Raw genomic sequence first — 22778 nt, 5'->3', positions numbered from 1 at the left:
CAGCACGGTACGGCCTGCGGTGCCGGTTCAGGTGTCGCGGGGCAGCGGCGCGGCGAGGATCCGCAGCAGGATGTCGGTGAGCGGGCCGTGCAGGGCGGGCAGGGCCGCGGCGTCGCCCGCGCAGACGTGCGCGGTGATCAGCTCGGCGATGGCGCCGACGGCGGCGCGGTAGGCGGGCTCCTCGACGGGCGGCCATTCGGGGTGGCGTTTCGCGGCGTGCTCGCGCCACAGCCGCAGAACGTCGGCGACCGCACCGTACGCCTTGTTGCGGCCCTTGAGCGCGCGCGGGCCGACGGCGGGCAACTCGACGAGGATGCAGCGCGCGTACTCGGGCTCGCGCGCACACAGGGTCAGGTACGAGCGCAGGCCCGCCCGCAGCACGGCGAGCGGCGGCGGCTTCGCGCCGAGGCCCTTCGGCGCGTTCATCAGTTCCCGGAGGATCACCTTCTGCGCGTCGGCGAGCGCGGTGAGGAAGCAGTCCTCAAGGTCGGTGAAGTGGTCGTAGAACGCCTTGCGGGACACGCGCGCGCGGGCGACGACCATGGCGACGGTGGTGTGCGGGTAGCCCTGCTCGGCGACCGCGGAGATCACCGCGCCGAGCAGCCGTTCCCGCTGCGCCTTGCGGACGACCGGTGCGGGCAGGCTGCTGCGCCCCCGGGGCAGGCCGGGACGCTCCGGGTCGTAGATCTCGGCCAGCCGGAGGCCGCCGGGTCGCCGATCGCCGGACCGCGGGCCGCCGGTGGAGGCGCCGTCGTCGGGGGGCCGCTGTCGTTCGATGCAGCGCATTGTAGTGGGCGGACGCCCGGTGGCCGTGGGGCCGGCCGTGGGCTTTCCGTTGCCGGTTGCCAATCGCGCCGAGGCGTTTGCGCATCACCGTCCGTATCCCGCGCCGCGACGCCGGGCCACCATGTCCGGGACCCACAGGTACGCAAGCGTACTTCTGAGAGGAGTCCCCATGAGAGTCGGACAGGCGGGCGCCGCGACGGCCGGGCGCGGCCGGCTGCGGCGTTCCCTCGCCGCCTGCGCGGGCGCCGCCCTCGCGGTGCTCGCGTTCGTCCAGGCGCCGCCCGCGCACGCGCTCCCGCCCGGCGACGTGCCGCCCGTCGGCGTGGACACCGGCCGGTTCAAGCTGCCGATCGGCTGCACGATCAGCCTCGGCGGGCTGCCGGTGTTCTACCTGCCGACGGACGTCGACGTGCAGGGCGCCGCACCCGTCCAGCTGGGCCCGGGCCAGCGGTTCTACCTGTCGCAGGGGTCGGGGAGCATCACGTTCCCGTCCTGGCTGACCTCGCTCGCGCCGATCCTCGGGATCGGCGAGGCCGACGCGAAGATCACCGATCTGAGCATCGGGGCGAGCGACTCCACGCCGTCCAGCATCAACATCGCGGCCGGCAAGCCGTTCGAGATCGACGGCATCGCGATCAAGGCCGGGCAGCCGCTCAAGGTGGGGCTGCCGCTGACCGGGACGTTCGACGTCGGGCCGTACACCGCGCCGGACAGCGGCAAGGTCACGCTCGCGTTCGAGCACGCCTACGCCGAGGTGAACCTGAAGTCGTCGGCCGGGTTCAGCCTGCCGATCACCGCCGACTGCAAGCCGTCGGCGGGCAACGCGCTGCTGACGATCGCGGTCGGCGGCGCGTCCGGGCAGCCTCCGGCGAAGATCACCGGCGCACCGCTGGACTTCCCCGAACCCGCGTCCAACGAGCTGGTCGGCATCATCAACGCGCCGTACGCGTGCAAGGTCGGCGGCGACACCCTCGACGTCGGCATCGCGGTCGGCGCGCACATCCCGCTCGTCGCCAGGCGCGGGAGCTCGTTCTCCTTCACCGAGGCCAGTGGCGCGCTGGTGATCCCGGCCGGCACGGTGAACAAGCTGATCGACAAGGGCTACACGTCCGCGTCCGGCGAGGTCACGGCACTGAACCTGACGGTCGAGGGCGGCACGCCCGCGACGCAGAACGTCATCCCGGCGGGCGGCATCGCGATCCCGAAGACGCCGCTGGTGCGCGACCGGCCGATCACCGTGCCGCTGCCGGGCGACGGCACGCTCACCGCGGGGCCGTTCACGCCGGCGTCGTCGGCGCAGAGCACCGCGGTCTCGCTCGGCACCGCCGCCGCCGACCTGTCCTTCGACGGCGGGTCCACCGCGTCCGCGACCTGCGGTGCCCCCTCCCCCACCGTCTACCTGGTCGACAACCCGGTGACCTGACCGAGCCCCGGCCGGCCTGCCGGACGGCGATGGCGCCCCGCCGTCCGGCAGGCCCCGGCGCCGTCTCCCGGCAGTGCGGTCAGGAGCGGGCGGCTAGGAGGGCGTCAGGCGCCAGTAGCCGTGCGGGTTGTGGAAGTAGTCGTCCTCCGCGAACCGCTCGCACGGCCCGTGCCGCAGCACCCAGCGGTCCGCGTCCTCCTCCAGGGCGAACGTCTCGCCGTCGCGGAGCTCCCGCGTCCGCCGCTCCATCAGCAGGTAGAGCGCCAGGCCGTCGATCAGGTCGAGGACGTCGTCGGGGTGCGGGTCGCCCGGATGGTCCAGCTCGACGTCGGGCACGCCGAGCAGGTGCATCCCGCAGCTGAAGTACAGCGCACCGGTCGTGATCGGCCGCTTGACGCATGCCTGGTACAGCGGGACGGCGGCCTCCTGCCCCGCGTACGCCTTGTAGGCGAGGTCGAGCCACCGGTCGCGGCCGTACGCGAGCCCGTTGCTCTCGTTCTTCACCGCGGTGGCGCCCGAGCGCAGCAGCTCGGCGGTCAGCGCGAGCGTGCGGCGCGCGACGGTGAAGGCGACGCCGGGACGCGCGGCGGGCGACAGCAGGTAGGCGACGGTGTCGTGCGCGCGTACCGCCTCCCAGTCGGGGCCGGTGAACGACGCGCCCGCGCCGCACGCCTCGAACGCCGCCGGCATCCGCGGGTCCGCCCCGTGCCCGGAGTACTCCCAGTCGAGCTCGAAGCCCTCCTTGCCGGCGATCGCCTCGACCGCGCCGAGGTCCAGGCCGGCGCCAAGAACACACAGGACATGCCGGGAAGCCACCGATGTCTGCTCATCAATCATCAGGCGGCAGGCTACGCGAAGATCGTGGTCATGGCAGAGGTTCGACCGGATCATCGCGGTGCGTGCCGGTGACGGCCGGGGAGGCGGCCGGCGGGCGCACTCCGGCGGGACGGTGCCGCATCAGCGGGGCGCGGCGGGGAAGGGTGATTACATGGACTTATGACACCGCCCGGACGGTCGAGGTGTGAGGCAGGTCACGGCCTGATCGGCCTCGATCGCGTCACGTCCGGCGGTACTGATCCATCTTCTCTGTGACGGGTCGCACGGAGGGTTTGGAGGGGGCATGGGCGCCATCCCGGAGAGCAGCACGCCGCGGCGGTTCAACCTGACCATGCTGAACGCCGCCTATGACGCGTTCCGGCGTGACATGGCCCGGATGCCGGCGGCGGCCGGCGAGGGCACCGCGCCGGACCCGGGCCGGGTCGCGCGCGGCTGGGCGATGTTCCGCCGGCACTGGCTGGCGCAGCAGGCCGCCGAACAGCGCGCGTTGTGGACGGTGATGCGCGGCAGAGGGCGGTCCGCGCTGTTCGACGAGCTGGAGCTGCGCGGGTTCCGGGTCGTCCCGCTGCTGGACGGGGTGGACGCGGCGCTGGAGCACGGCGACCGGCGCGCCCTCCGCCAGTACACGCGGACGCTGCCCGCGGCGGTGAACGACCTCCTGGACTACAAGGAGGCGGAGATGCTGCCGCTGATCCACCGGGTGCTGACGCCGTTCGAGTGGGGCACGTTCGACGTGGAGATGCGCCGGGAGCTGGGCATGCGCGGGCTCGCCTCGTTCCTGCCGTGGCTGCTGGACGGCGCGCCCGACGCGACGGTCCGCGCGGTGATGCGGCTGCTGCCGCCGCCGTTCCGGATGCTGTACCGGGTGCGCTGGCTGCCGCGCTACCAGCGCGCCGAGAGGTGGGCCGCGCCCGCCGTCTGACGCGCCGCGCGACGAGCCGCCGTGTGACGAGCCGCCGTGTGACGAGCCGCCGTGTGACGGGGCGCACATCGCCCGATGTCACGTTTCGCCGGACTTGATCGGTCTTATGCGCAGGACCGGTCCAGACCGACGAAAGGACGGCGTCGATGGCGGACACGATGCCGAGCACGGGGTCGGCGCGGCGCGTGGACGCCGCCGCGAACGCCCTCGACGAGCGGCTCGGCACCACCGGGTTCAGCCGCAAGGCACTGCGCAAGGCGTTCCCCGACCACTGGAGCTTCCTGGTCGGGGAGATCGCGATGTACTCGTTCGTGATCCTGCTGCTGACCGGGGTGTACCTCACCCTGTTCTTCAAGCCGAGCATGAACGAGGTCGTCTACAACGGCTCCTACACCCATCTCAAGGGCGTCCGGATGAGCGAGGCGTACGCCTCCGCCCTGAAGATCAGCTTCGATGTGCGCGGCGGGCTGCTGGTCCGGCAGATCCACCACTGGGCGACGCTGATCTTCATGGGCGCGATCCTCGTCCACCTGCTGCGCAACTTCTTCAGCGGCGCGTTCCGCAAGCCCCGGGAGCTGAACTGGCTGATCGGGATCGCCATGTTCCTCCTGGTCATGCTGAACGGGCTGTTCGGCTACTCGCTGCCGGACGACCTGCTGTCGGGCACCGGCATCCGCATCCTGGAGGGCGTGACCGAGTCGGTCCCGCTGGTCGGGTCGTACCTGGTGATGTTCCTGTTCGGCGGGGAGTTCCCCGGCGCCGACATCATCCCGCGGCTCTACGTCGTCCACGTGCTGCTGATCCCCGGCGTCCTGGCGGCGCTGATCCCGCTGCACGCCATCGTGCTGACATGGCGGCAGACGCACACCCAGTTCCCGGGCAAGGGGAGCAGCAACCGGACGGTGCGCGGCTACCCGTTCTTCCCGGTGTTCGTCGCCAAGACCACGTCGCTGTTCCTGTGGGTGCTCGGCGTGACCGTGCTGCTCGCCGCGTTCGTGCAGATCAACCCGATCTGGCTGTTCGGACCGTACGACCCGGGCGCGATCAGCTCCGGCTCGCAGCCCGACTGGTACATGGGCTGGCTGGAGGGCGCGCTGCGGATCATGCCGGCCTGGGAGATCGACGTCTGGGGGCACTCCGTCGCGCTGAGCGTGGTGGTCCCGGCGCTGGTGGTGCCGGGCCTGCTGTTCACCGGCCTGGCCGCCTACCCGTTCCTGGAACGCTGGGTGACCGGGGACAAGCAGATCCACCACCTGCTCGACCGGCCGCGCGACGTCCCGGCCCGCACCGGCGTCGGGATGGGCGGCGTCGTCTTCTACGGGGCGCTGTGGGCGGCGGGCGGCAACGACGTCATCGCCGACCGGTTCGACATCCCGCTGTACTGGACGACGTGGTTCTTCCGCTGCGCGGTCGTCCTCGGGCCCGTGCTCGCCTACATCGTGGCCTACCGGATCTGCGTCGGCCTGCAGCGCCGCGACCTCGCGCTCATCGAGCACGGCCTGGAGACCGGCATCGTCCGCCGGTCGCCGGACGGCGCGTACAGCGAGGTCGAGCGGCGCCTGCCCGCCGAGCGGACGGCCGCGATCACCGACCCGCGCCCGGCCCCGGCGGTCCCGCTGGACGTCCCGCCCCCGTCCGGCGGGGTCGAGAGCCCGCGCGCCCGGAGCCGGACGGCCCGGATGCGCGCCGCCCTGAACCGGCGTTTCCGCGCCGACCTCGCCACCGTCCCGGACACCGTGCCGGACGCCCCCGCCCTTGAGGAGGCGTCCACCGAGAACGCCCCAACCTCCCATTAGCCCTCCGACCTGGGTCGACGCCGTTCTGTCGCACGCCCGCCCTAGGGTTTCGACCGCACCGCGGGACACGCGCCCGGTGTGAAGGCGACGGTTCGCGATCAGGAAGCGTGGAGCGCCCGCACGTCCGCGTGCGGGCGCTCGCGTCCGCTCAGTCACCAGCCCGCCGCCGGCCGGTTCTCGGGCGCGTCCCGCGGTCGCGCGACCGGAGGGAGAGGCGCATCGAGGAGCTGTTCGTCACCGCGCTGACGCACATCGGGTTCGAGGACGCGCTGTTCCTGTGGCCGGAGCCGGAGCGCGACCGCTTCGACGCGCTGCTGCGCGAGGCGACCCGCGCCGACCCGGAATGGACGGCGGCGTTCCTGGCCTGGCTGCGGGCGTCGACGCCGATGCGGTACCCGGCGCTGGCGGGCGCCGCCGCGTTCGTCCGCGAGCGGCTGGACGCCGGCCGGCACGGGCTGTCCCGGCAGGTGGTCGCGTCGGTGCTGCGGCGGGCGGACGATCCGGGGCAGTTCCTCGGGCACTGGCTCGCCGTGTACGGGCGGCCGGTCCCGAAACCGGTCAAGCGCGGCGTCGCCGACGCCGTCACCCGCCTGTACGACGACCGGTCGCTGGTCTACGACACCGGTGGCAGGCATCTCCGCGTGCCGGGGTTCCTGCAGTCGGCGCTGACCTTGGACGGCGGCGTCCGGGAGGCGCGTCCCCTGCGGTTCGGGGACGTCGTCGAGCTGGTCCGGCCGCGGCCGCGGGACGAGCGGCAGGCGGAGTTGTTCCGGCATGTCATCGAGCGCCGCCGCGGCCGGGCGGAACGGCGCCCGCCGCCCGACGCCTCGTGGCGGCGCGAGGCCGCGACGCTGCGGCGCAGGCTCGACCGGGACGACTGGGAGCGGCTCGTCCCGTCGATGGCACTGCCGGACCTGGTCGGACGGCTGCGCCGCCTCGACGAGGCGGGGATCGGGTTCGAGACCGCGATGCGGGTCGCGGGGCGGCTCTCCGACCCCGCCGAGATGCGGGCGTCCGGGCTGCTCCCGGTGCGCCTGGCCGCCGCACGCGACGCCGTCCCGCACCCGCGCTGGCGGCCCGTCCTGGAGCGGGCCGCGACGTACGGGCTCGGCGATCTGCCGGTGATCCCCGGGCGCACGCTCCTCGTCCTGGATCACATGCGGGCGGACACCGTGGTCTTCGGGCTCACGCTGGCGCAGTGGTGCGCGTCCGCGGACGTCGTGACCTTCGAGGGCACGCCGTTCGGGGTCGTCGCGGGCGAGTCGCCGCTGCACGGGTACCTGCGCTGGCAGTGCCTCGACCTGCCGCACGACGGCTTCGCGGGCGTGGAGGCCGTCCCGGCCGCCTACCGCGGGCACGACCGCGTGGTCATCGTGGCCGGCTTCGATCCGGGCGCGCCGGACGTCCCCGGGCACGTGCCCGTCTACACCTGGCAGGCCGCGTACTCGGGCCGGGACTTCGGACCGCCGCCGGACCGGGCCCCCGGGAGCCTGCTGTTCGAGGGCCTCGGCGACGCGGCGCTCGGCGCCGTGCCGCTGATCGAGGACGCGCGCCGGGGCGTCTGGCCGTTCAGCCGGGCTTGCGGAACAGCTGGCGGATGACGGGTTCGGCGGCGGCCTCGGGGTCGTCGCCGAGCTCGGCGGGCAGGGCGCCGCGCAGCCAGAGTTCGGCGAAGCCGTGCACGATCGACCAGGCGGCGACCGGGGCGGCCGGGTCGCCGGGCGCGACGCTCCGGGCGCCCTCGGTCAGGACGGCGTAGGCGCGCTCGCGGCCGGCGGCGACCTCGGGGTCGTCGGCGCGGTACAGCTCGGGCCGGAAGACGACCTCGAAGTGCGCGCGGTGGTCGACGGCGAAGCGGACGTAGGCCAGGCCGACGTCGTAGAAGTCGTCGCCGGCGGCCTCCAGCGCGGCGGCGAACAGCGCGAACCCCTCGGCGGCGACGGCGGTGAGCAGCCCGGTCTTGTCGCCGAAGTGGTGGGCGGGCGCGGCGTGCGAGACGCCCGCGCGGCGGGCCAGCTCGCGCAGGCTCCAGCCGGCGGGGCCCGACTCGGCGATCGCCGCGACGGCGGCCGCCATGACGGCCCGCCGCAGATCGCCGTGGTGGTAGGCGTCGTCGCTCATGCCGCCGATCCTATCTTGTCATTGACAAGTTCGCGGCCGCCGAGGCAATCTTGCCAATGACAAGATTGCGTTCGAGCGAAGGACCCGTGACATGCCGACCCTGCCCTGGATCCCCGTGCAGCCCGCCGACCCCGACGCCGAGGTGACGGTCATGGCGTCCCGGCTCGAGGTGCGCTCGCTGCGCCACGTGCCCGGCTTCCTCCTCGCCTCGATGACCCTGCTGCGCCAGGCCCGCCGCTCCGACGGCGCGCACGGCGTCACCCTGAAGGCCCAGCTGCTCGGGCGGACGTTCTGGACGCTGTCGGCCTGGCGCGACGAGAAGGCGATCCGCGCCTACGCCGCCGCCGAGCCGCACCGCTCGTCGATGCGCGCCAAGCGCGCCGTGATGCGCGACTCCACGTTCGTGTTCTGGCAGGTCAAGGCCGCTGACCTGCCCATCACCTGGCAGGAGGCGCGGCGCCGCATCGCGGCGGGCTGACGGGGTGCGGCTAGCCGGGCGGCTCGGCGTCCGCGGCGAACGCGCGCAGGCCGGGCAGGTCGACGACGGTGATCCGGCGCCACCCGGTACGGATCAGCCCGGCGGCGCGCAGCCCGGTCATCGCCCGCGCGACCGTCTCGCGGGAGGCGTCCATCCAGCTGCCGAGCTCCTCCTGCGACAGCGGCGGCCCGATCGCGATCGACCCGTCCGCGGCGGGCGGGACGTGCTGCGCCGAGCGCTCGGCGAGGTCGGCCAGCAGCCGCGCGAGCCGCTGGGTGCCCCGGCTGGTGACGTGCGCGCGCAGCCGCCGGTCGGAGTCGTCGATGCGCTGCACGAACGTGCCGGTGACGAGCATCCACACGTCCGGGTGCTCGTCGAGGAAGCCGGTGAACCGGCCGGCCGGGACGACCAGCGCGCGCACCGGCGACAGCGCCGTCACCGTCGCCGAGCGGGTGCGGCCGCCGAGCACCGCGCTCTCGGCGAGCAGGTCGCCGGGCCCGCGCACGGCCAGCACCACGTCATGGCCGTCCTCGGTGGTCGAGGTGACCTTGGCCCAGCCCCGCTCGATGATGATCACGTGGTCGGACTCGTCGCCCTGGTAGACCAGCGGCGCCTTGACGGGGAACTGGCGGGGCCGCGCGGCGGCGCGCAGCGCGGTCCGCTGCGCGGTGTCGAGCGCGGCCCAGAAGCCGGGCCGGGGGACGGACGGGGAGGAGGGGGGCAAAGGTCGTCCTCCTTACCAGTCGCCGGGTACCTTGACATGCCCGCGGTCACCAGCCCGGTAAACCGCCCCGGCGCGAGTTCGTCAGAGCCCGGCGCGCGCCGCGACGCGGTCGCGGTCCAGCGCCGGACGGCCGCCCGGGTGGCCGACGGTGGCGCCGGCCGCGGCGACCGCGAACCGGGCGGCGCGTTCCGGCGGCTCCCCGCGGGCGAGCGCGGCGATCAGCCCGGCGGTGAGCGCGTCGCCGGCGCCGGTGGTGTCGGCGACGGGCGTGTCGTCCAGCGGCACGACCGTGTGGCCGCCCTCCCAGACGAAGACGTTCGCGTCCTCCACGGCCAGCGCGACCAGCGACGGACCGCGCCGCATGAGGTCGGCGCCGAGCCGGACCGCCTCGTCCGCCGAGCCGAGCGGAGCACCGGCCAGCATCCCGGCCTCGCGGGCGTCGGCGCGGACGAGGAACGCGGCGGCGAGCAGGTCGTCGCGGTCGTCCTCGGACGGCGCGCCGTCCAGCACGATCCGGTTGCCCCTCGCGAGGTCGACGGCCGCCCGCACCGCCTCCGGCGGCTGCTGCAACTGCACGGCCGCCCAGGGCGCGTCCCGCAGCAGCGGCCCGGCCGCCGCGACGTCGTCCCCGGTGAGCAGGACCGGCGGCGGGGTGTCCTCCAGGTAGCGCCAGCGGCCGTCGCCGTCGACGATGTCCACGATCAGCCCGGTCTCCGCGCCCTCGCGGCGCACCACACAGGACACGTCGATGCCGTCGCGGCGGGCCTGGCCGAGCACGTCCCAGCCCACGTCGTCGTCGCCGACGACGCCGACCAGCGCGGGACGCATCCCGAGCTGCGCGAGCCCGACCGCCTGGTTGGCGCCCTTGCCGCCGAGCATCTCCCGGCGGCGCCGGACGTCCGCCGAGCCGCCGGGCCCGGCACCTCGCCGACGACGAGCACCAGGTCGCGCGCGACCTGCCCGGCGACCGCGACGTCCGGCGGCGCGTTCACGTGCCGGGCGGCGGCTCGGTCTCGACGGTCAGCGCCTCGTGGTCGAAGCTCAGGTAGCCGCCGATCTTCGCCGCGTCCGCGAGCGGCTCCTCGTAGGACCACGCCGCGTTCTCGGCACCGTCCAGCGACCAGTACGTCGCCTCGCCCTTGTAGGGGCACACTGTGCGCTTGTCGCTGCGGGTCAGCAGCTCGCGGCGCACGTCCTCGACCGGGATGTAGAACCGGTTCCGCAGACCCGTCTCCGACAGCAGCTTCGGACGCTCCGTCTCGACGACGACCTCACCGTTGAGCAGCACCCGGACGTACCGGGACGTGTCGCGTGCGTCGACCCGGTGGAACGGGTCGCGCAGATGCCCGTGCACCTCCTCGTCCTCGTCGTACCAGGCGTCCATGGGCTCCCAGTAGAAGGCCATGTAGCCGCGCAGCCACGGCGCCTCGGACCGCGGCTCCGGATACCCCCACACCGCGTTCTCCGCGACGCGGTCGCCGGCCCGGATCGTCCAGTACGCGGCGTCGCCCTTGAACGGGCAGTGCGTGGAGTGGTCGGTCCTCTCCAGCAGTTCCGTATGGACGTCCTCCTCCGGCACGTACAGGACGGGCAGGAGCCCCGTCTCGTGCAGCAGCTTCCCGCGCTCGGTGTCGAAGACGACCTCCCCACCGAGCCGGGCGTGCACCCGGCGCGGGAAGTCGTGCATCAGCAGCCGGTGCTTCGGCCCCTCGATGCGGAAGTTGACGTCGTCGCCGGGCGATCCGGCGAGCGGCCCGGGGGCCCTGGTCAGCGTCATGCTCGTCTCCCTGCGTCGGCCCTGGTCACACGCCCGACGGCATGGTCTCCAGCTCGCCGCGCCGCGCCGCCTCCATGTGCAGCGGATCGAGCGCCGAGGTGATCCGGAACCAGCACAGCGCGTCGTAGCGGTCGGCGAGCCGCGTCGGGACGTACTGGCGCGGATCCCGGTCGGGATCGTAGACGACGCCGATCGCGCGCTGCCCGAGCGCGTCGGTGAAGAAGCCCGGCATGTCGCGCTCGGGCGGCACCACGAACATGCCGCGGTGCAGCTCCGACCGCGCGAGGACCTCCTCCAGCGACCCGTGCGCCGGCGGCGGGACGGTCATGACCTCCATCGGGTCGCCCCAGCTCGGCGCCGCGACCACCTCGCCGGGACCGCCCGCGAACCCGACGATGACGACCCGGTCGCGGCCGTGCCGCTCGCGGGCCAGCTGGCCGAGGTTCACCATGCCGGCGTCCGCCATGCTGGTGGCGCGGGCGTCGCCGACGTGGGTGTTGTGCGCCCACACGACCGCCCTGCCGGTCTGGGCCCCGTGGGTGTGGAAGTCCATCAGCCGGTCGAGGGTGTCGGCCATGTGCACGTCCCGGACGTTCCACGACTCCGGCCCGCCGCCGATCATGGTGCGGTAGTAGCGCTCGGCGCCCGCCGCCACCTCGGCGTTCTGCCGGACGTCCAGCTCCTCGTCGGGGTCGCGGGAGTCGCCGTGCGAGACCGGGCGGCGCAGCCGGGTCAGCAGCGCCATGACCTCCTCGGCGCACCCGTCCGGGACGAGCGCGGTGTTCCAGCCGTAGGACCGCGGGTCCTCGCCGTGCGGCTCGAAGCAGCGGTACGCCTCCAGCGCCGTCCCCAGGTACTCGGGGCGGTGCTCGGCCAGGTGGTCGACGACGGCCCGCAGCGACTCCCACAGGCTGTAGACGTCGAGCCCGTAGAAGCCGGCCCGTTCGTCGGGCGGCAGGCCGGCGTTGTGCTCGCGCAGCCACCGGCAGAACCGGACGGTCTCCTCGTTCGCCCACATCCAGGTGGGCCAGCGCTCGAAGGAGTCCAGCGCGGTGCGCGGGTCCTGCGCGCCGCCGGGCGCGAGCGTGACCGACCGCCCGACGCGGCGGCAGTCCGGCCAGTCGCCCTCGACGGCCACGACGGAGAAGCCGCGTTCGGTGATCAGCCGGCGGGTGATCGCCGCCCGCCACGCGTAGTACTCGTGGGTGCCGTGGCTGGCCTCGCCGAGCAGCACGCACGAGGCGTCCCCGATCCGGTCCAGCAGCGGGTCCAGGTCCTCGGCGTACTCCAGCGGCAGCGCGGCCCCGAGCACGTCGTCCGCGTCGCTCATCGTGTCCCCCTCCCCCCGGGGTTCTCCTGCGACGAAATCGACATTTCTCTTAAATCGGTCGTACCTTCCCGCCGTTCCCCGGATCCCCGGATCGATGCACGGCGCCGCCCGATTCGCGCGCCCTATCGCGGTGCCGGTTCAGTCGCGGCGGCGCAGGCCGGTCGCGCGCGCCCGGTAGGCGGACGGCGGCAGCCCGTAGGCGGCCCGGAACGCCCGGCTGAACCCGGCCGCGTCCGGCAGCCCCCAGCGGCTCGCGATCGCGCCGATCCGCTGCGTCGCCAGGACCGGGTCGGCCAGCTCCCGGCGGCACCGCTCCAGCCGCCGGTGCCGGACGTACCGGGCCACCGTCGTGCCCGCGGGCTCGAACACCCGGTACAGCTGCCGGACGGAGATGTGGTGCGCGCCGGCGATCGCCGCCGGGGTCAGGTCCGGGTCCTGCAGGTGCGCCTCGATCCACTCCTTGATCGTCCGGACCGCCTCCGCCGGCTCCCGGGACGGCGGCGGCGCCGCCCCCTCGCCCAGCCGCTCCCCTGCCGCGCCCGCCAGCAGCTCGACGATCGCGCCGCCGAGGTGGTGCGCGTAGGGCTCGTCCGCGGGCTCGGGGTCCTCGGCGTCCTCGGCCAGCGCGGTGAGCAGCGACGTCACCAGCCGGCCGGCGCCCGCCTCCGCGCCCAGCAGCGTGCCGCCGAGCTCCGTCATCCGGCCGTGCGGCAGCGGGACGGCCCGATGCGGGACGACCACGGTGAAGATCCGGTGCGCGCCGAAGGCGATCTCCACCGGCCGGGTCAGGTCGTAGAAGACCAGGTCGCCGGGGCCGGCGCCGACCCGGCGCCCGTTCTGGCTCAGCACGCACGCCCCGTGCAGGACGAGCCCGAGCTTGTAGCACTCGCGGGTGTCGCGGGCGATCTGCCGGGCGCCGCGCCGGACGGCGTGCGCCGGCGCCCGCACCTCCCCGGCCTCCACCGGGCCGAGCGTGCGGCCGAGGAACCGGGCGGCGAACCCGCCCGCGCGGGCGGGCCGGACGTGGAACGGGCCGAACGCCTCGCGGATCGCGTGCCGCCAGTAGTCGGCCTGGTCGCGGGCAGGGTGGTCCGAGGTGCTGACGAGCGTGGACATGACGCTCCTTCTCGCTGGGTGCGGGGTCCCGGACGCACCCGCAAGGCTTCTACGGCCGGTCAGGAAGGTCAATGAGCGAGTCAGCACGACATCCGCGGCGGTCTTTGGCAGTCGGCGCCAACGGCCCGGCAGCGGGCGGCAAGACCGGGCGGCACCGCCGCGCCTATACAGGTCTCGATGCCTCCCGAGCCGCCCGGGGCGACCGGGAGGCCTCGCTCCCGCCTCCCCCGAAAGGACCCCCGCCATGTCCGTCAACGAGCAGCCGCCCGCCGGGCGGCCCTCCCCCGAGCCCTCTCCCGAGACGCCGTCCGGGATGAGCCGCAAGACCTTCCTCGTGGCCGCCGGGCTCAGCGCGCTCGCGCTGCCGGCCGCCGCGTCCGCCGCCGCCTCGCCCGCGCAGGCCCGCGTCCGCCCGCGCGTGCTCAAGCCCACTCCCAAGTGCGACGACGGCGACGACGAGCCGACCCACTCGCAGATCGAGGGCCCCTACTTCAAGCCGGGGTCGCCGGAGCGCACCACGCTCACCGAGCCCGGCATGCCCGGCACCCCGCTGACGGTGAGCGGGACGGTCTACTCGATGTCGTGCCGGCCGGTCGCCCACGCGCTCCTGGACTTCTGGCAGGCCGACGACTACGGGAACTACGACAACACGGGCTACACGCTGCGCGGCCACCAGTACACCGACGCGTCCGGCCGGTTCACCCTGACGACGATCGTCCCCGGCCTCTACCCGGGCCGCACCCGGCACGTCCACGTCAAGGCGCAGGCGCCCTACCAGGACATCCTCACGACCCAGCTGTACTTCCCCGGCGAACCCCGCAACCAGACCGACATGCTGTTCGACCCCGAACTGCTCATGGACGTCCAGGACGGTCCGGACGGGCGTACCGCGCGGTTCGACTTCGTCCTGCAGGTCTGGTGACGGACCGAACGGTACGCAGACGTAACTGGAATCCCCCACGAAACGCGGAAGGAATGGATAGTCTCCCACCGATCACATTTGGTTAGGTAAGACAATCTGGAGCACCTGCCGCATGAGCGCTGCCAACCGGGTACAGGTCATCACACGGTGGGGGGCCATCGCCTTCATGGCGATCGCGGTCATGACCGCGACCGCGGGCGGCTTCGCCCAGTCCTACGCCGGGCTCTACCACTGGGCGCTGGAGCACGGCCTGCGCGGATGGAAGGCCGACTCGTTCCCGCTGCTGGTCGACCTGTTCATCATCGTGGGCGAGCTCGGCCTCTTCCTGCTCGCCGTCGACGCCTTCGTGCTGCGCCGCCGGGACATGATGAGCTGGCTCGACTTCTTCCTGCCGCTCGCCATCGCCCTCGCGGGCTGGACGGCCAGCCTCATCTTCAACGTGGGCCACGTCGGGCACCGGTCGTTCTCCTACCAGGCGACGGCCGCGGTCCCGCCGATCGTGTCGATGCTGGGCCTGTTCGTCCTGCTGCGAACACTGCACAGATACGTCGCGCAGAAGGGCGAGGAGGCCGAGGAGAAGGCGCCCGAGCCGGCGCCGCGCGCCATCGCCGGCCCGGTGACCCTGCAGCAGATCACGCTGATGCCGCTGCGCAACACCGGGCCGTTCCCGCAGATCCAGGTGCCCGGCCATTCCGGCAAGGCGATCGAGTCGGGCACCGCGAACGGCGCGGCGAACGGTTCCGCGAATGGGGCCGCCGGGCGGACCCGCGAGGCGGCCGCGACCGGGCCCGCCGCCGCGCCGGCGGCGCCCGCCGCGGCCCCCGCGCCCGCTCCGGCCGCGTCCCACGAGCCCGACGCGGGGCTGGCCGTGGTCAGTGCCGCCGCGCGCGGGAGCCTCAACGGCCGCAGCGCGGTCGGCGCCCCGGTCGAGGAGCCCGCCCCGGCGGCGCCCGACCCGGAGAACCTGCGCACCATCGTCATCGACGTCCTGGAGCGCCGGCACGGCGACATCGCCGCGACGCTGAACGAGGTGCGCGCCGAGGGCTACACCTGCGACGAGGCGGAGATCCGGCGGATCAGCGACAACCACTGGTTCCCGTACGCGGTGTACCGGCTGCTGGCCAAGCACCACGGCGACGGCGAGCTGGTCGCCAAGGAGCTGGGCGAGCAGGGCATCGTCTACGACCAGGCGGCGCTCGACGAGCTCGTGCGGTCCTGGCGCGTCTGACCCCTCCGCACCGCCCGTACCGGGACCGGCCGACCGAAATGGCGGCCGGTCCCGTCCGTTTCCGGGGCCCCGCCGTGGGCCGCGGACGTTTCCCGGTGATCTCCGCCGTTCCCGTGCGACGCTGGACGCGCCTCTCATGCTCATGCCGCATCAGCGATGCCGGGAGAAACCATGAAGACGCAACTGCTCGCGGTGGCCGCCGCGGCCGCCCTCGGCGGCGCCGCCACCGGCTACCTGCTCGCCCCCTCGCCCGGCGACGCCGCCGCCCGTCCCGCCGCCGGGTCCCTCGTCACCGGGACGCTGCACGCCGCGCTGAACATGCCGGCCGGCGACCGCGCGAAGGCCGCGGCGCTCGGCTACGACCTGTTCGACGTGGACCCCGACGCCGGCGACGTCGCGGCGCTGCCCAAGGGCGGCCGTGCGCTGCTGTGGGTCGGCAACACCACCTGCGGCGGCTTCCAGCAGGACAGCGCGTCGGCGTTCGCCGACACGGTGAAGCGGTTCGCCGGGAACGACCGCGTGTACGGCTGGTACCTGTCGGACGAGCCGAACCCCGACCAGTGCCCGGGGATCGCCGGCAAGCTGCGGCAGCGCGCCGACATCGTGCACAAGTACGCGCCGGGCCAGAAGGCGTTCGCGTCGCTGACGGACTGGCCGATGGGGCCGCTCAAGCCGTCGGAGACCCATCTCGACCTGATCGGGCTCGACCCGTACCCGTGCCGCTCCGGCCACGGCGGCTGCGACCTGAACGCGATCGACACGATGGTCGGCCAGGCGACCCGCGCCGGGTTCACCAAGAAGATGATCGTGCCGGTGTTCCAGACGTTCGGGCAGTCGTGCAGCGACGGGGAGAAGAACTGGCGGCTGCCGGCGGCCGCCGAGATGAAGGCGATCCTCACCCGGTGGGACCGGCTCGTCCCGCGGCCCGCGTTCGACATCAGCTACTCGTGGGGGCGGCAGGACGCCTGGGCGTGCCCGGCGCTCGCCGACGCCGACGGCAGCGGCGGCAACCCCGACCTGCAGTCGGTGATGAAGCGGCACAACCTGCGCCGCACCGGCCCGGGCGTCCCCGAGCGGGACCCGGCGCCCTCGCCGAGCCCCACTGCCACCGGCGCCTGCCCCGAACCGGCGAAGCCGTAGCCCGCACGGCGGAACCCCCGGCCGTGACAGGCGGCCGGGGGTTCCGGGGCGGGGCACGGGGCCTCAGCGGTTCAGGAGGCGTCCTTCCCGGCCTTCACCGGCTCCGGCGCATCCGCGGCCGTGTCGTCGTGCACGTAGCGGCGGCCGCGCAGCAGCGACGCCAGCGCCGCGACCAGCGACATCGCGATCGCCATGCTGAACACGATCACCAGGCCGTGGTGGAACGGGTCGGCGATCAGGTGCGGGAAGTAGGACCGGCCGGTGAGCGTCGCGACGTCGTGCGGGTTCAGCTTCGACAGCACGCCGAACGGCGCCAGCAGGTTCTGGATCGGGTTGTAGCCGAGGAACGCGGCGAACAGCGTCCCGACCGGCGGCGTCTGCCCCACCTGCGCGGCGACCCCTGACGGGACGCCGTGCGAGGTCAGCCCGCCGGTCAGCGTCTTCGGCAGCGAGTTCGACAGCCCGGCGATCATCAGCGAGAAGAACACGCCGATCGACAGCACCATGCCGGCGTTCATGAACGTGGCGCGCATCCCGGACGCGGCGCCGCGCTGCCCGGCCGGCACCGAGTTCATGATCGCGGTGGTGTTGGGCGCGGCGAACAGCCCGGAGCCGACCCCGTTGAGGAAGATCAGCAGCGCGAAGAGCCCGTAATTGAAGTCCGTCGGGATCATCAGCAGGCCGAGGAAGGCCAGCGCGGACAGCACCAGCCCGCCGGAGGCGAACGCGCGCGCCCCGTAGCGGTCGGACAGGTAGCCCGAGACCGGCCCGGCGACCAGGAACCCGAGGGTCAGCGGCAGCAGGTAGATGCCGGCCCACAGCGGGGTGTCCTCGAAGTCGTAGCCGTGCAGCGGCAGCCAGATGCCCTGCAGCCAGATGATCAGCATGAACTGCATGCCGCCGCGGGAGATCGCGGCGAGCAGCCCGGCCGCGTTCCCGGCCGCGAACGCGCGGATCTTGAACAGGTCCAGGTGGAACATCGGCTCGTCCACCTTGGTCTCGATGAAGCAGAAGACCGCGAGGATCACGACGCCGCCGATGACGCCGGCCAGCACCCACGGGTTCGTCCAGCCCATGTCGTGCCCGCCGTACGGCTGGATCCCGTAGGTGATCGCGGCCAGCAGCGCGGTCAGCCCGATCGCGAAGGTCGCGTTGCCGATCCAGTCGATCTTCGCGCGGACCGCCCGGGTGGCGGTCTCGACCAGGCTGCGGTACGCCCAGACCGTCCCGATCACGCCGATCGGGGCGGAGGCGAAGAACACCAGCCGCCAGTTGACCTCGCTGAGCAGGCCGCCGGCGACCAGGCCGAGGAAGCTGCCGGCGATGCCGGCGACCTGGTTGATGCCCATGGCCATGCCGCGCCGGTCGGCGGGGAACGCGTCGGTGAGGATCGCGGCGGAGTTGGCCATCAGCATGGCGCCGCCGATGCCCTGGAACACCCGCCAGGCGATCAGCCAGATCGCCCCGGCGCTGCCGTGCAGCGGGTCCAGCCCGAGCACGATCGTCCCGACCGTGAAGACCGCGAAGCCGGCGTTGTACATCCGGACGCGCCCGAACATGTCGCCGAGCCGGCCCAGCGTCACCACCAGGACCGCGGAGACGAGCATGTAGCCCATCAGGATCCACAGCAGGTAGCTGACGTTGCCCGGTTCGAGCGGGTTCAGGTGGATGCCACGGAAGATCGCCGGCAGCGAGATGATCACGATCGAGGAGTTGACCGTCGCCAGCAGCACGCCCAGCGTCGTGTTGCTCAGCGCGATCCACGGATAGTGCTTGGTCGGCACGCTCTCCCCTCCCCAGAGATAGTTTCTTGCGCTAACTAATCATATGACGGGACATATCCGCCAGCACGGAAAACGGGTCGCCCCTGTCACCTCCTCGCCCGTACGTTCTCCCCCATGACGGGACGAATCGCCGTGCTGACCGGCGCGGGAATCTCCACAGACTCGGGCATTCCGGACTACCGGGGGCCGTCCGGAGTGTGGACCAGGGACCCCGAGCTGGCCCGGCTCTTCACACGTAAACATTTCGTCAACGACGCCGCGGCCAGGCGCCGCTTCTGGCGGACGCTCGACCTGCACGCCGACGCCCGCCCCAACGCGGCGCACCGCGCGCTGGCCGAACTGGAGAGGTCCGCGGCGGTGCGGATCCTCACCCAGAACGTCGACGGCCTGCACCAGAAGGCCGGCTCGACGCCCCGCAAGGTGCTGGAACTGCACGGCAGCATGGCCACCACGTCGTGCCTGCGCTGCCACACCGGGTTCCCGACCGCCGACGTGCTGGCGCGCGGCGAGGACGACCCGTCCTGCCCGTCCTGCGGCGGCGTGCTCCAGCCGTCGATCGTGCTGTTCGGCCAGTACCTGGACTCGGACGTGCTGTCCCTGGCCGGGAACATCGCCCGCGTCTCGGAGGTGTTCGTCGCGATCGGCAGCTCGCTGACCGTGGACCCGGCGGCCCGGCTGTGCGCCATCGCCGCCGAGTGCGGCGCGAAGCTGATCATCGTGAACCGGGACCCGACGCCCTACGACGACCTCGCCGACGAGGTCGTCCGCGACCCGATCGGCGAGGCCGTCCCGGCGCTGTGCGCGCGGCTGGCGGCCGCCTGAACCCGGGCGGATGCGCGGACCGCCACCGGTTTCTGGGATCCTGCTGATCACCCGGACGAGAGGACGAGATGCAGGGGACACGACACCGGCTTGGCCTGGACGACGAGCGGGTCCTGGCGTTCTGGCGGGAGCGGCGGGTCTGCACGCTGGTCACGGTCCGGCCGGACGGCACGCCGCACGCGGTGCCGGTCGGCGCGACGCTGGACGCCGCCGCCGGGCTGGTGCGCGTGATCACCTCCGCGGGGTCGGCGAAGGCGCGGCACGTGCGGGCGGCGGGCGAGGCCGGGCTGCCCGCCGCGGTGAGCCAGGTCGACGGCCGGCACTGGGTGACGGTCGAGGGCCGGGCCGTCCTGCGCACCGACGCCGCGGCCGTCGCCGACGGCGAGCGCCGCTACGCCGAGCGGTACAAGCCGCCGCGCGCCAACCCCCAGCGCGTCGTCATCGAGATCGCAGTCGAGCGGGTGCTCGGCAATGTCTGACGGGATCACCCGGCCCGACCTGCGGGTGGACGCGCCGGAGGGGGCGCCGGCGGCGCCGGACGTCTGGGTCGTCGGGATGGGCGCGGACGGCTGGGAGGGGCTGACCGAGCCCGCCCGGGACGCCTTCCGCAAGGCGGACGTGATCATGGGCGGGCCGCGGCAGCTCGGGCTGCTGCCGTCGCTGGACGCGGAGCGGGCGCTGTGGCCGTCGCCGATGCTGCCGGGGCTGCCGTCGCTGTTCGAGGCGCACCGGGGCCGCCGGATCGCGGTCGCGGCGAGCGGCGACCCGATGTTCTACGGGGTCGGGACGACGCTGGTCCGGCTGCTCGGCGCGGGCCGCGTCCGGGTGGTGCCGCACGCCTCGTCGTTGTCGCTGGCGTGCGCGCGGCTCGCCTGGCCGGTCGAGGACACCGAGGTCGTGAGCGCGGTCGGGCGCCCGCTGTCGGTGCTGGCCGCGGTGCTGGCGCCGGGCCGCCGGGTGCTGGTGCTGAGCGCGGGCGCGGACACGCCCGCCGAGGTCAGGGCGCTGCTGGACGAGCGCGGCTACGGCGGCAGCGAGGTGACCGTGCTGGAGCGGCTCGGCGCCGAGGACGAGCGGGTCGGCCCCGTCCCGGACGATCCGGCCGCGCTGAACGTCGTCGCGATCCGCTGCGAGGGGCCCGGGACGCCGGTCGTGCCGGGCCTGGCGGACGATTCCTACGAGCACGATGGGCAGATCACCAAGCGGGAGGTCCGGGCGATCACCCTGGCGCGGCTCGGGCCGGTGCCGGGCGAGCTGCTGTGGGACGTCGGGGCCGGCGCCGGCAGCATCGGGATCGAGTGGATGCGGGCGCACCGGTCGTGCCGGGCGATCGCGATCGAGGAGCGGGAGCGGCGCGCGGCACGGATCGAGGCGAACGCGCGGGCCCTGGGCGTGCCGGGGATCCGGGTCGTCGTCGGGGAGGCGCCCGCCGCGCTGGCGGGCCTCGGCGCGCCGGACGCGGTGTTCATCGGCGGCGGCGTCACCGCGCCGGGGATGGTGGACGCGTGCTGGGAGGCGCTGCGGCCGGGCGGGCGGCTGGTCGTCAACGCCGTCACGATCGAGTCGGAGCGGGTGGTGACACAGGCGCGCGAGCGGCTCGGCGGCGACCTGACCAGGATCGAGATCGGGCGGGCCGGGGCGGTCGGCGGGTTCACCGGCTGGCGGCCGATGATGCCGGTGACGCAGTGGGCCGCGACGCGGGGGGACGACCGGTGACCGTGCACTTCATCGGCGCCGGGCCGGGCGCCGCCGACCTGATGACCGTGCGCGGGCGCGACCTGGTCGCGGCGTCGCCGGTGTGCCTGTACGCGGGGAGCCTCGTCCCGCCGGAGGTGCTGGGGTGGTGCCCGGAGGGCGCGCGCCTGGTGAACACGGCGAGCATGGTGCTGGACGACATCGTCGCCGAGCTCGTCGCCGCCCATGAGCGCGGGCAGGACGTGGCGCGGCTGCACTCGGGCGACCCGTCGGTGTTCAGCGCGATGGCCGAGCAGATGCGGCGGCTGGACGCGGCGGGCGTCCCCTACGACGTGACGCCGGGCGTGCCCGCGTTCGCGGCGGCGGCGGCCTCGCTGGGCCGGGAGCTGACCGTCCCGGAGGTGGCGCAGACGGTCGTGCTGACCCGCACGTCGGCGCGGGCGACGCCGATGCCGCCGGGCGAGGACCTCGCGACGCTCGGCCGGAGCGGCGCGACGATGGTGCTGCACCTGGCGGTCCAGCGAATCGGGCCGGTGGTGGACGAGCTCGTCCCGAACTACGGCGCGGACTGCCCGGTCGCCGTGGTCGCCTACGCGTCCCGCGAGGACGAGGTGATCGTCCGGGGGACGCTGGCGGACATCGCCGCGAAGGTCCGCGACGCGGGCATCGAACGAACCACAGTGATCATCGTCGGCCGCGTCCTCACCGCCGCGAACTTCACCGACAGCCACCTGTACTCGGCGGCCCGCTGCCGCACCTGAACACGTTCACTTGCGGCGTGTCGGCCTTATGGAGCGCTCCATAAGGCCGACACGCCGCAACTCAACGGGGGTGTCAGGGGCCGGCGCGGCCGACGATCGTGCCGGCGCGGTCGATGACGACGACGTCCACCGCGACGGGGGCACCGCGCAGGGTGGCCAGGGCGGTCTCGCGCGCGCGGACCGCCACCAGGTCGCCCAGCGGAACGCCCGCCCGCCGGCAGATCTGGAGGGCGTCGAGGGCGGTGTTGGCGTTGCGCACGCGCTCCGCGGTCTCCGGGTCGCCGACCATGGACGCGAGGACGCCGAAGTCGACCTGCGAGCGCTTGGAGTGCAGGTCGAGGTGCCCGGCGGCGAGCTTGGCGAGCTTGCCGATGCCGCCCGCGATCGTCAGCCTCGGCACCGGGTGGCGGCGCAGGTACTTCAGCACCGCGCCGGCGAAGTCGCCCATGTCGAGCAGCGCGTCCTCGGGAAGCCCGTGCAGGTCGGCGGCGACCTTCTCGGACGTGCTGCCGGTCGCGCCCGCGACGTGCTCGCGGCCCATCGCGCGCGCGACGTCCACGCCGCGCCGGATGCTGTCGATCCACGCCGAGCACGAGTACGGGACGACGACGCCGGTCGTGCCGAGGATCGACAGCCCGCCGAGGATGCCCAGGCGCGGGTTCCACGTCCGGCGCGCCAGCTCCTCGCCGTCGTCGACGGAGATCTCCACGATGACGTCGGCGTCGCCGAGGACCTCGCGCATCATCCGCCGCGGCACCGGGTTGATCGCCGGTTCGCCGACCTCCAGCGGCAGGCCGGGGCGGGTGACCGTGCCGACGCCCGAGCCCGCGCGGAACACCACGCCGCTTCCGGGCGGACCCGGCCGGACGGTCGAGCGGACGAGCGCGCCGTGGGTGACGTCGGGGTCGTCGCCGGCGTCCTTGACGATCCCGGCCGTCGCGTACCCGTCGCCGAGCTCCTCCACGGCCAGCGCGAACGCGGGCGTCTGCCCCTTCGGCAGCGTGATCTCGACGGGGTCGGGGAACTCGCCCGTCAGAAGCGCCGCGTGCGCGGCCTTGGTCGCGGCGGTCGCGCACGCGCCGGTCGTCCAGCCGTAACGGAGATCGCTCACGGCAA

Annotated in this window: 21 protein-coding genes and 1 pseudogene; 12 read left to right on the top strand and 10 right to left on the bottom strand. The window is 73.9% G+C overall.

Annotated features, from left to right (window positions below; genetic code table 11):
• Positions 1–27: 27 nt before the first annotated feature.
• Complete coding sequence (locus J4709_RS45245; protein WP_208251644.1) at positions 28–786, bottom strand: TetR/AcrR family transcriptional regulator; 759 nt, start codon at positions 784–786, stop codon at positions 28–30.
• Positions 787–955: 169 nt separating this feature from the next.
• On the opposite strand from J4709_RS45245, the gene J4709_RS45240 reads away from it, so the two are divergent.
• Entirely contained in the window at positions 956–2209 is a 1254-nt protein-coding gene (locus J4709_RS45240) for a hypothetical protein (protein ID WP_208251642.1), read from the top strand.
• Positions 2210–2302: 93 nt separating this feature from the next.
• On the opposite strand, the gene J4709_RS55985 is transcribed toward J4709_RS45240, so the two are convergent.
• The gene (locus J4709_RS55985) at positions 2303–3025 is read right to left on the bottom strand and encodes a DUF4261 domain-containing protein (protein WP_208251640.1); all 723 of its coding nucleotides are present in this window, start codon (positions 3023–3025) and stop codon (positions 2303–2305) included.
• Between the two features lie 304 nt (positions 3026–3329).
• Between J4709_RS55985 and J4709_RS45230 the strand changes: the two genes are divergently transcribed.
• The 3 genes from J4709_RS45230 (at position 3330) to J4709_RS45220 (ending at position 7365) form a co-directional block, all read left to right on the top strand.
• Entirely contained in the window at positions 3330–3968 is a 639-nt protein-coding gene (locus J4709_RS45230) for a hypothetical protein (protein ID WP_208251638.1), read from the top strand.
• A gap of 146 nt (positions 3969–4114) precedes the next feature.
• Positions 4115–5764: a cytochrome bc1 complex cytochrome b subunit gene (gene qcrB / locus J4709_RS45225; RefSeq protein WP_208251635.1), complete on the top strand. Its 1650-nt coding sequence runs from the start codon at positions 4115–4117 to the stop codon at positions 5762–5764.
• Positions 5765–5871: 107 nt separating this feature from the next.
• Complete coding sequence (locus J4709_RS45220; protein ID WP_208251632.1) at positions 5872–7365, top strand: hypothetical protein; 1494 nt, start codon at positions 5872–5874, stop codon at positions 7363–7365.
• Here the strand turns inward: J4709_RS45220 and J4709_RS45215 are convergent.
• A complete protein-coding gene (locus J4709_RS45215) occupies positions 7334–7885 on the bottom strand; it encodes a TetR/AcrR family transcriptional regulator (RefSeq protein WP_208251630.1) in 552 nt (183 codons plus the stop codon). The genes J4709_RS45220 and J4709_RS45215 overlap by 32 nt on opposite strands.
• Positions 7886–7976: 91 nt before the next feature.
• Between J4709_RS45215 and J4709_RS45210 the strand changes: the two genes are divergently transcribed.
• Complete coding sequence (locus tag J4709_RS45210; protein ID WP_208251628.1) at positions 7977–8363, top strand: DUF3291 domain-containing protein; 387 nt, start codon at positions 7977–7979, stop codon at positions 8361–8363.
• A gap of 10 nt (positions 8364–8373) precedes the next feature.
• Here J4709_RS45210 and J4709_RS45205 read toward each other — a convergent pair whose 3' ends face one another.
• The 5 genes and pseudogenes from J4709_RS45205 to J4709_RS45185 all read right to left on the bottom strand — a co-directional run bounded on the left by J4709_RS45205 (position 8374) and on the right by J4709_RS45185 (position 13310).
• Positions 8374–9087: a Crp/Fnr family transcriptional regulator gene (locus J4709_RS45205; protein WP_208251626.1), complete on the bottom strand. Its 714-nt coding sequence runs from the start codon at positions 9085–9087 to the stop codon at positions 8374–8376.
• Positions 9088–9168: 81 nt separating this feature from the next.
• Positions 9169–9975, bottom strand: a pseudogene (locus tag J4709_RS45200) (PfkB family carbohydrate kinase); the annotation flags it as partial.
• Between the two features lie 100 nt (positions 9976–10075).
• Positions 10076–10864 (bottom strand): DUF427 domain-containing protein, encoded by a 789-nt coding sequence (locus J4709_RS45195; protein WP_208251621.1) that lies wholly within the window; start codon positions 10862–10864, stop codon positions 10076–10078.
• Positions 10865–10889: 25 nt separating this feature from the next.
• Positions 10890–12194 (bottom strand): erythromycin esterase family protein, encoded by a 1305-nt coding sequence (locus J4709_RS45190; RefSeq protein ID WP_208251619.1) that lies wholly within the window; start codon positions 12192–12194, stop codon positions 10890–10892.
• A 138-nt stretch (positions 12195–12332) separates the two neighbouring features.
• A complete protein-coding gene (locus J4709_RS45185; protein WP_208251617.1) occupies positions 12333–13310 on the bottom strand; it encodes an AraC-like ligand-binding domain-containing protein in 978 nt (325 codons plus the stop codon).
• A 244-nt stretch (positions 13311–13554) separates the two neighbouring features.
• Between J4709_RS45185 and J4709_RS45180 the strand changes: the two genes are divergently transcribed.
• The 3 genes from J4709_RS45180 (at position 13555) to J4709_RS45170 (ending at position 16600) form a co-directional block, all read left to right on the top strand.
• Complete coding sequence (locus tag J4709_RS45180; RefSeq protein ID WP_208251615.1) at positions 13555–14232, top strand: dioxygenase family protein; 678 nt, start codon at positions 13555–13557, stop codon at positions 14230–14232.
• Between the two features lie 112 nt (positions 14233–14344).
• The gene (locus J4709_RS45175; RefSeq protein WP_208251613.1) at positions 14345–15460 is read left to right on the top strand and encodes a DUF2637 domain-containing protein; all 1116 of its coding nucleotides are present in this window, start codon (positions 14345–14347) and stop codon (positions 15458–15460) included.
• Positions 15461–15631: 171 nt separating this feature from the next.
• Positions 15632–16600, top strand: coding sequence for a hypothetical protein (locus J4709_RS45170; protein ID WP_208251611.1), 969 nt, complete (start codon positions 15632–15634; stop codon positions 16598–16600).
• Positions 16601–16671: 71 nt separating this feature from the next.
• On the opposite strand, the gene J4709_RS45165 is transcribed toward J4709_RS45170, so the two are convergent.
• Positions 16672–18384, bottom strand: a complete 1713-nt coding sequence (locus J4709_RS45165) for an MFS transporter (RefSeq protein ID WP_208251608.1) — start codon at positions 18382–18384, stop codon at positions 16672–16674.
• A 114-nt stretch (positions 18385–18498) separates the two neighbouring features.
• Between J4709_RS45165 and J4709_RS45160 the strand changes: the two genes are divergently transcribed.
• The 4 genes from J4709_RS45160 to cobM all read left to right on the top strand — a co-directional run bounded on the left by J4709_RS45160 (position 18499) and on the right by cobM (position 21662).
• Positions 18499–19206: an SIR2 family NAD-dependent protein deacylase gene (locus J4709_RS45160; RefSeq protein WP_208251606.1), complete on the top strand. Its 708-nt coding sequence runs from the start codon at positions 18499–18501 to the stop codon at positions 19204–19206.
• Between the two features lie 68 nt (positions 19207–19274).
• Positions 19275–19685, top strand: a complete 411-nt coding sequence (locus J4709_RS45155) for a pyridoxamine 5'-phosphate oxidase family protein (protein WP_208251604.1) — start codon at positions 19275–19277, stop codon at positions 19683–19685.
• Positions 19678–20922 carry a precorrin-6y C5,15-methyltransferase (decarboxylating) subunit CbiE gene (gene cbiE, locus J4709_RS45150; protein WP_208251599.1) on the top strand — a complete coding sequence of 415 codons (1245 nt, stop codon included), beginning with the start codon at positions 19678–19680 and terminating at the stop codon, positions 20920–20922. Before J4709_RS45155 ends, cbiE begins: the two co-directional genes overlap by 8 nt.
• Positions 20919–21662, top strand: a complete 744-nt coding sequence (cobM, locus tag J4709_RS45145; RefSeq protein WP_208251597.1) for a precorrin-4 C(11)-methyltransferase — start codon at positions 20919–20921, stop codon at positions 21660–21662. The genes cbiE and cobM overlap by 4 nt, the downstream gene beginning before the upstream one ends.
• Positions 21663–21735: 73 nt before the next feature.
• Here the strand turns inward: cobM and J4709_RS45140 are convergent, their stop codons facing one another.
• Positions 21736–22773, bottom strand: coding sequence for a cobalt-precorrin-5B (C(1))-methyltransferase (locus J4709_RS45140; RefSeq protein ID WP_208251596.1), 1038 nt, complete (start codon positions 22771–22773; stop codon positions 21736–21738).
• Positions 22774–22778 lie beyond the last annotated feature (5 nt).

Origin of the sequence: Actinomadura violacea (assembly GCF_017573465.1) — a bacterium.
GTDB lineage: Bacteria > Actinomycetota > Actinomycetes > Streptosporangiales > Streptosporangiaceae > Spirillospora > Spirillospora violacea.
This window is presented reverse-complemented; position numbering and strand designations above follow the sequence as displayed.

What these genes read in the sequence shown, in the direction of transcription:
- J4709_RS45245 (WP_208251644.1), bottom strand. Translation starts at nt 786, where the DNA reads ATGCGCTGCATCGAACGACAGCGGCCCCCCGACGACGGCGCCTCCACC.
- J4709_RS45240 (WP_208251642.1), top strand. Translation starts at nt 956, where the DNA reads ATGAGAGTCGGACAGGCGGGCGCCGCGACGGCCGGGCGCGGCCGGCTG.
- J4709_RS45230 (WP_208251638.1), top strand. Translation starts at nt 3,330, where the DNA reads ATGGGCGCCATCCCGGAGAGCAGCACGCCGCGGCGGTTCAACCTGACC.
- qcrB (WP_208251635.1), top strand. Translation starts at nt 4,115, where the DNA reads ATGGCGGACACGATGCCGAGCACGGGGTCGGCGCGGCGCGTGGACGCC.
- J4709_RS45215 (WP_208251630.1), bottom strand. Translation starts at nt 7,885, where the DNA reads ATGAGCGACGACGCCTACCACCACGGCGATCTGCGGCGGGCCGTCATG.
- J4709_RS45210 (WP_208251628.1), top strand. Translation starts at nt 7,977, where the DNA reads ATGCCGACCCTGCCCTGGATCCCCGTGCAGCCCGCCGACCCCGACGCC.
- J4709_RS45195 (WP_208251621.1), bottom strand. Translation starts at nt 10,864, where the DNA reads ATGACGCTGACCAGGGCCCCCGGGCCGCTCGCCGGATCGCCCGGCGAC.
- J4709_RS45190 (WP_208251619.1), bottom strand. Translation starts at nt 12,194, where the DNA reads ATGAGCGACGCGGACGACGTGCTCGGGGCCGCGCTGCCGCTGGAGTAC.
- J4709_RS45185 (WP_208251617.1), bottom strand. Translation starts at nt 13,310, where the DNA reads ATGTCCACGCTCGTCAGCACCTCGGACCACCCTGCCCGCGACCAGGCC.
- J4709_RS45180 (WP_208251615.1), top strand. Translation starts at nt 13,555, where the DNA reads ATGTCCGTCAACGAGCAGCCGCCCGCCGGGCGGCCCTCCCCCGAGCCC.
- J4709_RS45175 (WP_208251613.1), top strand. Translation starts at nt 14,345, where the DNA reads ATGAGCGCTGCCAACCGGGTACAGGTCATCACACGGTGGGGGGCCATC.
- J4709_RS45170 (WP_208251611.1), top strand. Translation starts at nt 15,632, where the DNA reads ATGAAGACGCAACTGCTCGCGGTGGCCGCCGCGGCCGCCCTCGGCGGC.
- J4709_RS45160 (WP_208251606.1), top strand. Translation starts at nt 18,499, where the DNA reads ATGACGGGACGAATCGCCGTGCTGACCGGCGCGGGAATCTCCACAGAC.
- J4709_RS45155 (WP_208251604.1), top strand. Translation starts at nt 19,275, where the DNA reads ATGCAGGGGACACGACACCGGCTTGGCCTGGACGACGAGCGGGTCCTG.
- cbiE (WP_208251599.1), top strand. Translation starts at nt 19,678, where the DNA reads ATGTCTGACGGGATCACCCGGCCCGACCTGCGGGTGGACGCGCCGGAG.